The sequence below is a fragment of the Nocardia amikacinitolerans NBRC 108937 genome (assembly GCF_001612615.1).
GTDB lineage: Bacteria > Actinomycetota > Actinomycetes > Mycobacteriales > Mycobacteriaceae > Nocardia > Nocardia amikacinitolerans.
Genome location: NZ_BDAU01000067.1, coordinates 1 through 12,329, shown reverse-complemented (window position 1 = coordinate 12,329; position 12,329 = coordinate 1). Strand labels below are relative to the sequence as shown.

The window sequence follows — 12,329 nt, the reverse complement described above, 5'->3', positions numbered from 1 at the left end:
CCAAGTGGGGTTGGAGCCACCATTTCTCTCCCGTCAAATCCATTTGACTACGGTCGATAGAGAAATGATGGTTGGGGTCGGCCCGCTGTCGGATCGAGTGGTGTGGGGCGAGGGGGTACGGTCAGCACTCGAGCGAGGAGGGTTGTCGATGATGGCGCGGTGGGTAGTGGCGGTGGGGGCGGCGGTCGCGCTCGCGGCGCTGTCCGGGTGCGGCGAGACGGGGAAGGCCGCGCCGTCGAGTGCGGTGGTGAGTACCGCGCCCGCGCTGAATCCAGACCAGGAGCGCAATCGGCGCATCCACGAGCGCCTGCTCGAACTCGGGTGCACGACCAACAGCTGCATCCAGACGTACTTCGCCTGCATGGACGGGTATCTCACCGGCGAGGCGTGCGAGTTCTACCGTCAGCATCCGCCCGAACGGTAATCCTGAGACGCGGAGTCCGTTGCCTCCCGGGGCTCAGGATGCGACGGACTTCGGGTTCGGTCCACGGCTGGGCCGAACCCCGACGTCCGATATGCGAAGGTCCGTCGCATCCTGGCTCGCAGGGATGCGCCGGAGTTCGGGTTCAATGCGCGGTTGGGAGTGGTGGAGTTCGAGATGTGGAGGTCTGTTGCGTCCTGGCTCGCCGGGATGTGCCGAATTTCGGGTTCGGTGCGCGGTCGGGCCGAGTGGAGCAGTCCGAGATGTGGAGGCCCGTCGCGTCCTGGATAACCCTGATACGGATCGCAGACGAAGACGCCCGTGCCGATCATCGCGGCGGCGAACACCCCGACCAGCCGCGGCACCCACGTCCGGCCGACGCCGGTGGTGAGTGCGCGACGCAGGCCACCGCGACAAGTGCGGTTTGCCTCGGCCGCGTCGGGCCGTCATGCGGGTAGACGGAGCCCCGCTCGCGAATTCATCGCCGCGCCGAATACATGGCCGCGTGGTGTCGATCGCTGCGCCCTGTTCAGCGCCGCGCCCTGGTGAGGAATTCACCCGCAGCGGGGGCGAGGATGTCGATCTTCGGATCGTGGCTGAGTTTGGCCAGCTCGCGGAGCTCGGCATCGGGCAACACCGCCGCGATGGCCTTGGCGCCGTTCTTCAGCAGCGCGGCACTGTCGGCGCCCGCGATGACCAATGTCGGCACCGTGACCCCCGACCAGTCCGCCGCGCGCAGCTTCTCGCCGCGCATGTACGGGCGCATCACCGCCCAGTCGTGCGCGGTCGAGTTCGCCGTCGCCCTCAGGTTCTTCCAGAACGGCGTGACACGCATGGCCGTCACCATCGTCCACGGCACGCCCATGGCCTTGGACATGTAGAACCGCACCGTCTTGTCGCGTTTGTCGGCCGCGATCAATTCGTGCAGCCGGACGTCCAGGTCCGCGGGCGGAACGTGCCCGGATCGATCGACAACGAACGGCGGCTCGAACGCCACGACCTTCGTCACGCCGGGCACCCGCCCTGACCCGGCGGCGAGCAGCGCGAGCACCGCACCCGAAGACCACCCGAACAGCGCCGCCGACCCGCCCGCCGCCTGCACCAGCGCCGCGATGTCCTCGATCTCGTTGGTCACGTCGTAGACGCCGGGGGAGTCCCCGCTGTCGCCGCGACCGCGGCGGTCGTAGTTGATGACGGTCAAGCCGTACTCCCCGGCCAACTCCTCCGAGAGCTGCACCATCTTCGGGAACGTCCGATACCCGAACGCGCCGCCGATCAGGATCACCGTCCCGGCCGTGCCGTCGCCGATGCGATCGAACGCGATCGTCGTCCCGTCCGCCGAAGTGACCGTCTCCATGTATGCGCTCCCTTTCGCTCAGCCGTGGACCGGCGTGCACCTGCCGAATCCGCAACGCTATCCGCCGCGGGCGGGAACGCCGCCGCCGGAACCTTCCTGCACCCACGCGGGACAACTCGTCGCGCCACCGAACATTCCGCAGACTGGCGCCTACCTGCTGGTCAGCGCATCGACGGCGCTGGTCGGCGCTGCGGCACCGGTTCGCGCGGAGCGTGCCTGGGCTACCGAATCCGCAACGCTATCCCTGCGGGCCGACGCATCAGCGCCGAAACTCGTGCGCAAACAGTTCCGCGACCGACGATCGAAAGGCTGAGCGATTGTGGGTGCCAGTCGCCGCTGATCATCGGGCGGCTGCGCGGTTCGGAGGGTTTTCGCTACTGATGATCGGGCGGTCGCGGATCCGAATGCCCGGGTCGCCGATCAGATGGCCGCGAAATTCCAAAGGCTTGACGTCATATTCGGATCCATGTGCAGGTCCGGCATCTCACGCCTCGTTACGGCCCCCAAGGAGCCCCTGCGGGCTCGGCCGACTGGGCATGCGGCGCTGGTCGGCGCCTCTCGGCACCGGCTCGTGCGCGGACGGCCGTGACAGCGCCCACGGCGGGAGTAGGGCGCGGGTGCCGCGGGCCCCGTTTGTCTCAGAACAACGTCGGTTCCCCGAACCCAGGCGTGCGCTCGATCTCCAGCAGGCGCTCCTTGGTGGAAATCCCGCCCGGTGCGGAGAACCCGTGCAGCGCGTTGTCCGCGGCGAGCACCCGGTGGCAGGGGATGATGAGCGGAATCGGGTTGCGCCCCAACGCTTGTCCCACCGCCTGTGCGCCGCCGGGCGCGCCGACGCGGTTCGCGACCTGGCCGTAGCTGAGGGTGTGTCCGGGGTCGATGGCGCGGGTCACCGTGTAGACCGCGCGGTGGAATTCCGGAATCGTGCTGGTGTCCAACGGAATCCAGCGCAGATCGTCCAGCTCACCCGCGAGGTGCGCGCGGATCCCTGCGATGGCCTCGGCGATGACGGCGGTCGGTTCGCCCTCCGGCACCTCGCTGCCCGCACGCCACCGGGTGATGCGGGCACGGGTCGCGGCCTGGTCCGCCTCGGGCAGTTGGAAGCGGAACACGGCGTCGTCGCGCCACGCGATCGCGCAGACGCCGATCGCGGTGTCGAACAGCGCCGCGGCGGCCTGGCGAGCGGACTCACGCATACCGCCAGTGTGCACCTCGGCACCGACACATCCGGCGCCAGCCATCGATCAGGCCAGTTTTCGAGAACTGGCCTGCATGCCGCTTCGGCAGGCGCCGGGGTTTCGTCGCAGCACAGAAACCTGCGCAGTTGTCGGTGGCGAAACCTCGGGCTTCGGCTTTCCTGCACGGTCGTCGGCGTCGGCCGAAGACGGTGAAACCTGCGGTCCTTGCTCGTCGGCACGGCCGTGAACGGCCACCAGATCCGAGTATTGCCGCAGCTCTTCGTAGCGGGAGAAGCCGGCGTCGGTGAGCGAACCGAGCGGACGGAACCGCTCGAGCTCGAACAGGTCCTTGGTCCTTTTCGGCGCGTAGTGGTAGATCGCGTAGCAGAACGCGGTGACGACGAGGAAGGTGAGCAGGGCGGTCATATTGGACACCTTCCGCCAACTGGCCTTGCCAATAAATATCCAATCCGTCAATACTGGACTGTATGGCGACACGAGTGATCGGCGCGGCCAGTCTGGCCCGCGACTTGGGCAACTGGCGCAGCGCCGGTGACGACGATCCGGCCCGGCGCGCGGCTCGCCCGGCCTACCTGGCACTGGCCGAAGGGATCCGGCTGCTCATCCACGACGGGCGCGCGCCGCTCGGCGTCGCCCTACCCAGCGAACGCGACCTCGCCGCCACCCTCGGCGTCAGCCGGACCACCATCACGTCCACCTACGCGCTGCTGCGCGAACACGGTTACCTGATCAGCCGTCAGGGCTCGCGCAGCACCGTGGCACTGCCTCCGGCCGTGCCGCACGACGGCACCAAACCGGCGCGCAGCATCCTGGCGCTGATGGCGCAGCCCGAGCTGACCACCATCGACATGACCTACGCCGCGATGGCCGCGCCACGCGAGATGGAGGACGCGTATTCCACCGCGCTGCAAGGGCTTCCGGCCTATCTCGGTACCCACGGTATGGATCCGGTCGGCGTGCTCGCGCTGCGCGAGGCGGTGGCCCGCCGCTACACCGAGCGCGGCCTGCCCACCGAGCCAGACCAGATCCTCATCACCCTCGGCGCCCAGCACGGCCTGCGCCTGCTGCTCAACGTGCTCACCGCACCGGCCGCGCGAGTGCTGATCGACCACCCGACCTACCCGAACGCCATCGAGGCCATCCGCGATGTCGGAGCGCGTCCCGTCCCGGTTCCGCTGCTGCCGCAGAGCCCGCATTCGGGCTGGGATCTGGACGGAATCCGCAGTGCCGCAAGGCAAACCGCCGCCACCCTGGCCTACCTCGTGCCGGACTTCAACAACCCGACCGGCATGCTGCTCGACGCCGACGGGCGCGCGGAACTGGCCGTCATCGCCCGCGAGACCCGGATGACGGTCGTCGTCGACGAGTCGATGGTCGATCTGGGTTTGGATGTGGATACTCTGCCGCCGCCGGTCGCCGCGTTCGCCAAGAATTCCGAGATCGTCACCATCGGTTCGGCATCCAAGTCGTTCTGGGGTGGTCTGCGCGTCGGCTGGATCCGCACCAACCAGACGCTGATCACCAAGCTGCTCGGCATCCGCTCCACCGTCGACCTCGGCACCCCGGTGATGGACCAGCTCGCCACGGTGCACCTGCTCGAGAACGCCGACACGATCCTCGATCGCCGCCGCGACCAATTGCGTTGCCAGCGTGCCGCTTTGCTCGCCGCGCTGGCAGAGGAACTGCCGGACTGGCGCGTCAGCGCGGGTGTCGGCGGGATGTCGGTCTGGGCGCAGCTGCCAGCTCCGGTCTCCACCGCGCTTGCCGCCACCGCACCCAACCACGGCGTATTGCTCGCCGCCGGACCGCGTTTCGGTGTCCAGGGTGCTTTCGAGCGGTTCCTGCGTTTGCCTTTCACACACCAGGAGGCGGACCTTCGGTTGGCGGTGAAAGCCGTTGCCTCCGCCTACGAAGGGCTGACCCCACGCGCGGCCGATCCGCTGAATCCCCTTACCTGCTACTGATTTCGCGCTCGTTCCCGCTGCCATCGATCGGCCGGTCCCGCTTGTTCGGCGGCGGCGCCTGCGCGCGAAGGGCCCCGATCGCGACGCGATCTTCGCCGATCTCAGCGCCGACGTCGAAGACTAGTTCGGCCACCACGCCGGGCGCACCTGGCGCTATCCCAAGGGCTACCTCGTCGCCTCCGCGCGCGTCGCCTAGCGAAGCCGAGCCAACCCTCGTCGCGCCGCTGAAAACTGTTCGGCGCCAGCTCGATCTCCCGCAGCTCGGACGGTGGCGTGATCGCGGGCTCGGGCGACCAGCCGCGAGCGAAGCGAACGCCCCACGGACGGTCGACCGCGGGGCGTCCATCAGCGAAATATCAATCCGCCCAGACGGATTCGATCGGCGTCGCCTCGGTCGGCGGCGGCGTCGGGATGGCCGCCGGGGTGCGCGAGAACCGCGGGGCCGGCGCGTGCTGCACTACGCCGTCGATGTCGACGAGTCCGTTGCGCGCCGCGATGTGCGCGTTCTCGGTGGCCTCGGTCAGCGTGAGCACCGGGGTGGTGCACGCGTCGGTGCCCTCGAAGACCGCCGCCCACTCGTCGCGTGTCTTGGTCTTGAACTTCTCGGCGAACAGCTTCTTCAGCTGGTCCTGGCCGTTCGGGTCGATCTGCATCGGCAGGCCTTCGGGATCGATCTCGAGGCCCTTCAGCAGCTCGGCGTAGAACTGCGGCTCGATCGCGCCGACCGCCATGTACTTGCCGTCGGAGGTCTCGTAGGTGTCGTAGAAGGCCATGCCGGTGTCGAGCAGGTTGGTGCCGCGCTCGTCGGACCACAGGCCGACACCGCGCATGCCCCAGATCATGTGCGAAAGGGCAAGCGCGCCATCGATCATCGCGGCGTCGATCACCTGACCCTTGCCCGAGTTCTGCCGTTCCACCAGCGCGGCGAGGATGCCGAACACGAGGAACATCGAGCCGCCGCCGAAGTCGCCGACCATATTCAGCGGCGGCACCGGACGCTCGCCCTTGCGGCCGATCGCGTTCAGCACGCCGGTCAGCGAGATGTAGTTGATGTCGTGACCCGCGCGGTCGGCCAGCGGGCCGTGCTGACCCCAACCGGTCATCCGGCCGTAGACCAGCCGCGGATTGCGCGCCAGCGCTTCGTCGGGGCCGAGGCCCATGCGCTCGGTGACGCCCGGACGGAAGCCTTCGATCAGCACGTCGGCCTTCTCGATCAGCCCGAGCACCTTCTCGATGTCGGCCGGATCCTTCAGGTTCGCCTCGACGATGGTCCGCCCGCGCCACTGCGGACGCTCCATGAACCCGGGCAGCATGTTCGGCCGCTGCACCCGCACCACGTCGGCGCCGAGATCGGCCAGCAACAGCGCGGCATGCGGACCGGGGCCGATACCGGCCAGCTCGACAACTTTGATGCCCGCGAGCGGGCCCTGCTTGGTGGCGGTGGATGGTGTGGTCACGCCCTACCTCGGTTCGTCGTTGATCCCTGCGCACCGCCGGGCGGTGCGGTCCCCCGGGCAGCGCCCGCGGATGTATTGACAGTATGACAATAACGCCGCCACCTTCTATCGGAACCCTCCGTCGTGCACCGGGCCGCGGCGTAGGTGAGAATCCCAGCAGCGCGCCGATGCGCGGAAACGGGAGGAAGCATCAGTGAGCGAGAACCGTGTACGGGCGCGCCGAGGGCATGCTGGAGTTGAATGTCAGCGGGGTGTGGGCATGGGGGAGCGAATCGTGTGTCGGCGCGCCGGAGGGCTGCTGGGGCTGAGCGTGAGCGGGGTGTGGGCATGAGTGAGCGGATCGTGTGTCGGCGCGCCGCGGGGCCGCTGAGGCCGAGCGTCGGCGGGTGCGGGCGCATGAGAGCGAATCGTGCGTCGGCGCGCCCGAGGGCCGCTGGGGCTGAGCGTCAGCGGGGTGTGGGCATGAGTGAGCGGATCGTGTGTCGGCGTGCCCGAGGGCCGCTGGAGCTGAGCGTCAGTGGGGTGCGGGTATGAGTGAGCGGATCGTGCGTCGGCGCGCCCGAGGGCCGCTGGGGCTGAATGTCAGCGGGGTGTGGGCATGAGTGAGCGAATGGTGTGTCGGCGCCCCGGAGCCGCTGGGGCTGATCGTCCGCGGGGTGTGGGCATGAGTGAGCGAATGGTGTGTCGGCGCGCCCGAGGGCCGCTGGAGCCGATCGTCAGTGAGGCACGGGCGTGAGCGCCGGGGGCGAGGTCCTCATCGGCCTGCTGATCCTGGTCGGCCTGCTCGGCATCATCATCCCGATCCTGCCCGGGGTGATCCTGATCTTCGGCGCCATCCTGGCCTGGGCGATCATGACCGGCGGCCCGACGGCGTGGACCATTTTCGCGATCAGCACGGTCTTCCTGGTGCTCTCCGGAGTCATCAAGTACACCTGGCCCGGTCGCAAGATGAAGGACGCGGGCGTCTCCAACCGCGCCCTTTTCCTCGGCGCGGTACTCGGCATCGTCGGCTTCTTCGTCATCCCGGTCGTCGGCCTGTTCGTCGGTTTCGTCCTCGGCGTCTACCTCTCCGAACTCCAACGCCTCCGCCACAACCAACCCGCCTGGCAGGCAACCAAACACGCCCTCAAGGGCGTAGGCCTCTCCATGCTCATCGAACTCCTCGGCGCTCTCCTCGCCACCGCCACCTGGCTCACCGGCGCCTTCCTCACCTAACTCCCACACACCCCGTACACGCCTCACATAGCCACCGCCTGTGTGAGGGGTATGAAAAGTGTGTGGCAGCACGGTTTTCCCCAGGCGGGGACTTGTCCACAGGGGGTACTGGATCAGGGCCGGGCAGGTGTGCCAAGGGTTCATGATCGAACCATGAACGCGCCCCTTCCAATATCCCGATGTCGTGCCGTGACCGAGGGTTTCACCGATCGGGAGTTGCACGGACCGATGTGGCGGCGGGTGCACCGGGGCGCGTACATCCGGGCGGAGCAGACCGAGGGACTGCGCCTGGAAGAGCGCCACCTGGTGCTGACCCGGGCCGTCGCGGCGGGTGCGAGTCACGAGGCGGTGGTGAGCCACGTGTCGGCTTCGGTCGCGCACGGGTTGACGCACTGGAACGTCCCGATGGCCCAGGTCCATCTGACGCGCGATCGCTCGACCGGTGGTCGCGTCAGCCGTCGGGTCACGGTGCATGCGACCCGCACCGAGCCGGACGAAGTGGTGCGGATCGGCGAACTCCGCGTGACCAGCGTGGCCAGAACCGTCATCGACCTGGCTCGCACTGTCCCTTTCGAGCAAGCGGTAGTCATCGGCGACAGCGCATTACGACTCGAAAAGACCACGCGCGCCGACTTGTCCGACCAACTCGCGCGGGCAACCGGCCGTCCGGGAGCACCCGCCGCGCGTCGGGTCGTCGACTTCTTGAACGGGCGCTCCGAAAGCGCGGGCGAGTCGCGGAGTCGCGTCGCCATGCATGTCGCGCGCCTGCCGAGCCCGGAACCGCAAGCCGTCCTCGAATCCCCGACCGGGCGATTCATCGGCCGCGTCGACTTCCTCTTTCCCGAACTCGGCGTCATCGGCGAATTCGACGGCCCCATGAAATACGGTGCGGCCCTCCGTGGCTCGCGCACACCTGAGGAAATAGTCATCGCCGAAAAGGCCCGCGAGGACGAGTTGCGCGCCCTCGGTTGGATCGTCGTCCGCTGGACCTGGAACGACCTCGACAACCCCGCGCCATGGCTGGCCCGCCTCACGCGCGCCGCAACAATTACCCCCGCCCGCCGCCTCGGCACTTGGACACCGGCGGAGCGAATCTGATGCCGCCACATAGCCTGTGTACGTCTCACATAGCCACCGCCTGTGTGGGGCGTATGAAAAGTGTGTGGCAGCACCGTTTTCCCCAGGCGGGGACTTGTCCACAGGGGATAGTGGATCAGGGCCGGGCGGCTGTGCCAAGGGTCCATGATCGAACGGTCTTCCTTCAGGCGGCGACAGGGACTGCGGGATCAGGGCGGGTGGGCCGAAGGTGTGTCGGCTCGAAGGCGAGGTGGCACGTAACGGAATTGGTCGCTTGCCCGACTGATGCAGTGGCGGCCCCAGTCGGTCGCCGATGAACCCCGGCATGATCGAAAGCGCCGGTATCGCAACACAGCTCGTAGACCACCGTCCATCGAATGAACGGAGTACGCGCATGAAGCGCACGATCAGCTATCTGGCGGCCACCGCCCTCTTCGGCGCGGGTTTGGCCGTCGCCGCAGCGCCCGCCCAAGCCGACCCCGGTCCCTGTCAGCTCGGGTGGTCGAATGTCGAGCCTCGCTCGTGCGCGCAGAACAGTTTCAATCTCGCTCCGGTCTTCGCGCTCGGCAACGGTGCGTGCGTCGGTATGTTCTCGGTCGGCGGCACCGCCTTCGATGGCCCGCTCTACCAATACTCCGAGGCTCCAGGTGCGGCACACGCGGTCGTCGTGCGCGTAATCCCGGGATTCTCGCCGATCGGGACATGGGGTCCGCAGTTGCTCGCTTGCGACGCCACCGCGGTGGTCGACTGGCACAACCTGGACACCGGACAGCGGGGCAGCGTCAGCCGGTTCGTCCCGGGGTGGCAGCGTCTCGGCCCTACCACCATCGTCGCGGACACCGGTCCCGGACGGGTTCAGCTCACCGTGCGCACCGACGGCCCCTCTATCCCCGCAACGTCGGAAGTGTTCGTGCCGTAGTCCTTTCGCCACTCCGCACAGCGTTGTCGTCGCTGTGCGGAGTAGCGAGGCCGGGTCTAGCTCAGGGCGTGATCGAGATCGGCGAGCAGATCTTCCACGTCCTCGAGGCCGACCGAAATGCGGACGACCCCGTCGGACAGGCCGATGGTGGCGCGACCCTCCGGGCCCATGGCGCGGTGGGTCGTCGTGGCCGGGTGGGTGATCAGGGTTTTGGAGTCGCCGAGGTTGTTGGAGATGTCGACGATCCGCAGCCTGTTCAGCACCTCGAAGGCTCGCTTCTTGGCTTCGTCGGCCGGTGCGTTCAACTCGAAGGTGACCACCGTGCCGCCGCCGGACATCTGGCTGCGGGCCAGCTCGTACTGCAAATGCGATTCCAGGAATGGGTATTTCACCCAGCTGACCGACTTGTTGGTCTCCAGGAAGCGAGCGATCCGCAGCGCCGATTCGGTGCTGTGGCGCACCCGCAGCGGCATCGTCTCCAGACCTTTGAGCAGGGTCCACGCGTTGAACGGGCTCAGCGCGGGACCGGTGTGACGCATGAGCGTCTTCACCGGACCGTCGATGTAATCCTGGGAACCGAGGATCGCGCCGCCGAGGACGCGGCCCTGGCCGTCGATGTGTTTGGTGCCCGAGTAGACGATGACGTCGGCGCCGAGCTCGAAGCCCTTCTGCAACAGCGGCGTCGCGAAGACGTTGTCCAACACCACTTTCGCGCCCGCGGCATGCGCGAGCTCGGTCACCCGGCGCACGTCGACGAGCGTCTGCATCGGGTTGGCCGGGGTCTCGAAGAACACCGCCGTGGTCGGCACCGAGAGCGCCTGCTCCCACTGGTCGAGGTCTTCACCGTCGACGAACACCGTCTCCACGCCCCAGCGCGGCAGGATCTCGTTGCACACCACGAAGCAGGAGCCGAACAGGCTGCGCGCGGCGACCAACCGATCGCCCGCGCCGAGCAGCGCGCCGAGCGCCGTGAACACCGCCGACATGCCACTGGCGGTCGCGAACGCCGCCTCGGCGCCGTCGAGCAGCCGGATTCGCTCCTCGAACATGGCGACCGTCGGGTTGCCGTACCGGGAGTAGACGAAGTGCTCCACCTCGCCGGTGAACGCCGCCTCGGCTGCCTCCGCGCTCTCGTAGACGAAGCCGGAGGTGAGATACAGGGCCTCGGCGGTCTCCTCGAAACCGGAGCGACGCAGGCCGCCGCGCACGCCGAGGGTGGCAGGGCCGACGCCCTCGGGCAGCGGCTTGTCGAACGCGCCTCCGGTGATCACGACTGCCTCCACGGCAGGCCGGTGGCACGCCAGCCGGTGGCGCCGCGATGGCCGGACGCGTCGAGCGAGCCCTCGAAGCCCTCGATCACGTTGTAGGAGGGCTCGATGCCGAGCCGGGTGGCGACGGTCGCCGCGTGCGCGGAACGCTGGCCGGAGCGACACAGGAAGACGACGGGCGCCTCGGGGTCGCGACCCTCCAGCGCCTTGCTCAGCTGCTCGGTGAACTGCGGGTTGGGCGCGCCGTTGCCGTCGACCCACTCGATCAGCACGGTGGGTCGCTCGATCGAACTGGTGTCGGGCACTCCGACGAAGCGCCATTCCGCTTCGGTGCGCACGTCCACCAAGACGGCGGCGGGATTGTCGCGCAACACCTCCCACGCCTGCTGCGGGGTGATGTCACCGGCGTAAGTCATCTCGAACCTCCTGTGAATCCGCACTTGCCGCACCTGGTTCGGTGCGCGGCCAGGTCGTCACCCGGAGCACCCCACCGCGGAGGAGGGTTGCCGACCAGCTGAGCCGGGGCTTGGCGCTGGTTCTCATGACCTAGGGACTGAGATTGCCTGCACCGAGGTCACCGTGTCAAACATTGCAGACGAGCCATTTATCGTCCGTCCGGGTGAGGTTCCAGGTCGCGGTGTACTCCTTGCCGTCGACCTTGGTGGTCACCGTGGCCTTGGCCCGGTCGCCGTTGAGGGTCTGATCGGTGACGGCTATGAGTTCGATTGCCTTACCGGTACCTTCCTGCCCGGCCAACGGCGACTTGGCGGGGTCGAAATCGGGGCAGCCGGTGCCCGGTGGCGGCACCATGTCGGTGTTGTTGGCGCCCTCGACGAAGTTGCCGACGGCGCCGGCGATCTTCTCGGCCTCTGTGACATTTTTCTCAGCGGGCGACAGCACGCCGCCGAGCCCGATGGCCACCAGCACGACGACGGCCAGCGCGGCCGCGGCAAGGAACGGCGCGAGGGAGCGCTTGTCGGTCTGATCGACCTCGATCGGTTCGCCTTCGTCGGGGGACTTCTGCTCGGTCATGCATCGATCATCCCTGGTCGGCGGGGGTATCCGACGCCCGGCCCCGCACGCGAAGCGCCTGCCCGTCTCGCGCGGCTATCGTGGGAAGCGGGCCCGTCCGGCACCGAGCCCGCGGCGGCGGGCATCCACCCAGTTCACCGCACCGGCGCGGGCGACAACCGGCAGCACCGATAGAATCGCGAGATTGAGACCTGCTGCCATAGCCATATGGCAGCTCACCGTCGTAGCGATCTGGGGGCCGTGAGAGCCACGAGCCAGCATCACCAGAGTTCGTGGCGCCGGGTGCAAACAAGCGGTCCGTCAACTTAGCCTAAGCTAAGACGGACGCCATTGAACGTTTCGACCATAAGGGTGCGCGTAAGAGATGACCGAACAGAGTGCAGCGACTCGCCCGCTCCGCATCGCGATCGTGGGCGCAGG

At 68.0% G+C, this 12,329-nt stretch carries 13 protein-coding genes and 1 riboswitch; of the genes, 5 read left to right on the top strand and 8 right to left on the bottom strand.

The features are described 5' to 3' along the window. Positions 1-151: 151 nt before the first annotated feature. Positions 152-424 (top strand): hypothetical protein, encoded by a 273-nt coding sequence (locus NAM01S_RS32285; RefSeq protein ID WP_157108014.1) that lies wholly within the window; start codon positions 152-154, stop codon positions 422-424. Here NAM01S_RS32285 and NAM01S_RS37455 read toward each other — a convergent pair. The 4 genes from NAM01S_RS37455 to NAM01S_RS32265 form a co-directional block, all read right to left on the bottom strand. Next, positions 403-825 (bottom strand): DUF998 domain-containing protein, encoded by a 423-nt coding sequence (locus NAM01S_RS37455; protein ID WP_372511758.1) that lies wholly within the window; start codon positions 823-825, stop codon positions 403-405. The genes NAM01S_RS32285 and NAM01S_RS37455 overlap by 22 nt on opposite strands. A 125-nt stretch (positions 826-950) precedes the next feature. Next, the gene (locus NAM01S_RS32280) at positions 951-1,778 is read right to left on the bottom strand and encodes an alpha/beta fold hydrolase (RefSeq protein WP_067792854.1); all 828 of its coding nucleotides are present in this window, start codon (positions 1,776-1,778) and stop codon (positions 951-953) included. 638 nt (positions 1,779-2,416) lie between these two features. Further along, positions 2,417-2,974, bottom strand: coding sequence for a methylated-DNA--[protein]-cysteine S-methyltransferase (locus tag NAM01S_RS32270; RefSeq protein ID WP_067792848.1), 558 nt, complete (start codon positions 2,972-2,974; stop codon positions 2,417-2,419). Positions 2,975-3,022: 48 nt separating this feature from the next. Next, positions 3,023-3,382: a hypothetical protein gene (locus NAM01S_RS32265; RefSeq protein ID WP_067792846.1), complete on the bottom strand. Its 360-nt coding sequence runs from the start codon at positions 3,380-3,382 to the stop codon at positions 3,023-3,025. 62 nt (positions 3,383-3,444) lie between these two features. Here NAM01S_RS32265 and yczR point away from each other — a divergent pair, with 62 nt between their 5' ends. Next, positions 3,445-4,941 (top strand): MocR-like transcription factor YczR, encoded by a 1,497-nt coding sequence (gene yczR / locus NAM01S_RS32260; RefSeq protein WP_067792843.1) that lies wholly within the window; start codon positions 3,445-3,447, stop codon positions 4,939-4,941. A gap of 356 nt (positions 4,942-5,297) precedes the next feature. Here the strand turns inward: yczR and NAM01S_RS32255 are convergent, their stop codons facing one another. After that, the gene (locus tag NAM01S_RS32255; protein ID WP_067792840.1) at positions 5,298-6,398 is read right to left on the bottom strand and encodes a CaiB/BaiF CoA transferase family protein; all 1,101 of its coding nucleotides are present in this window, start codon (positions 6,396-6,398) and stop codon (positions 5,298-5,300) included. A 732-nt stretch (positions 6,399-7,130) separates the two neighbouring features. Here NAM01S_RS32255 and NAM01S_RS32250 point away from each other — a divergent pair. The 3 genes from NAM01S_RS32250 to NAM01S_RS36885 all read left to right on the top strand — a co-directional run bounded on the left by NAM01S_RS32250 (position 7,131) and on the right by NAM01S_RS36885 (position 9,609). Next, positions 7,131-7,613 carry a DUF456 domain-containing protein gene (locus NAM01S_RS32250; protein ID WP_067792837.1) on the top strand — a complete coding sequence of 161 codons (483 nt, stop codon included), beginning with the start codon at positions 7,131-7,133 and terminating at the stop codon, positions 7,611-7,613. A 189-nt stretch (positions 7,614-7,802) separates the two neighbouring features. Further along, complete coding sequence (locus tag NAM01S_RS32245; RefSeq protein WP_084483492.1) at positions 7,803-8,711, top strand: hypothetical protein; 909 nt, start codon at positions 7,803-7,805, stop codon at positions 8,709-8,711. Between the two features lie 373 nt (positions 8,712-9,084). Further along, a complete protein-coding gene (locus NAM01S_RS36885; protein WP_253799552.1) occupies positions 9,085-9,609 on the top strand; it encodes a hypothetical protein in 525 nt (174 codons plus the stop codon). 56 nt (positions 9,610-9,665) lie between these two features. Here NAM01S_RS36885 and NAM01S_RS32235 read toward each other — a convergent pair whose 3' ends face one another. The 3 genes from NAM01S_RS32235 to NAM01S_RS32225 form a co-directional block, all read right to left on the bottom strand. Next, positions 9,666-10,880, bottom strand: coding sequence for an O-succinylhomoserine sulfhydrylase (locus NAM01S_RS32235; RefSeq protein WP_067792860.1), 1,215 nt, complete (start codon positions 10,878-10,880; stop codon positions 9,666-9,668). Continuing rightward, the gene (locus NAM01S_RS32230) at positions 10,877-11,293 is read right to left on the bottom strand and encodes a rhodanese-like domain-containing protein (protein WP_067792831.1); all 417 of its coding nucleotides are present in this window, start codon (positions 11,291-11,293) and stop codon (positions 10,877-10,879) included. Before NAM01S_RS32230 ends, NAM01S_RS32235 begins: the two co-directional genes overlap by 4 nt. 15 nt (positions 11,294-11,308) lie before the next feature. Continuing rightward, a riboswitch (SAM riboswitch) is annotated at positions 11,309-11,424 on the bottom strand. Between the two features lie 35 nt (positions 11,425-11,459). Further along, complete coding sequence (locus NAM01S_RS32225; protein WP_067792828.1) at positions 11,460-11,909, bottom strand: Rv0361 family membrane protein; 450 nt, start codon at positions 11,907-11,909, stop codon at positions 11,460-11,462. Positions 11,910-12,329 lie beyond the last annotated feature (420 nt).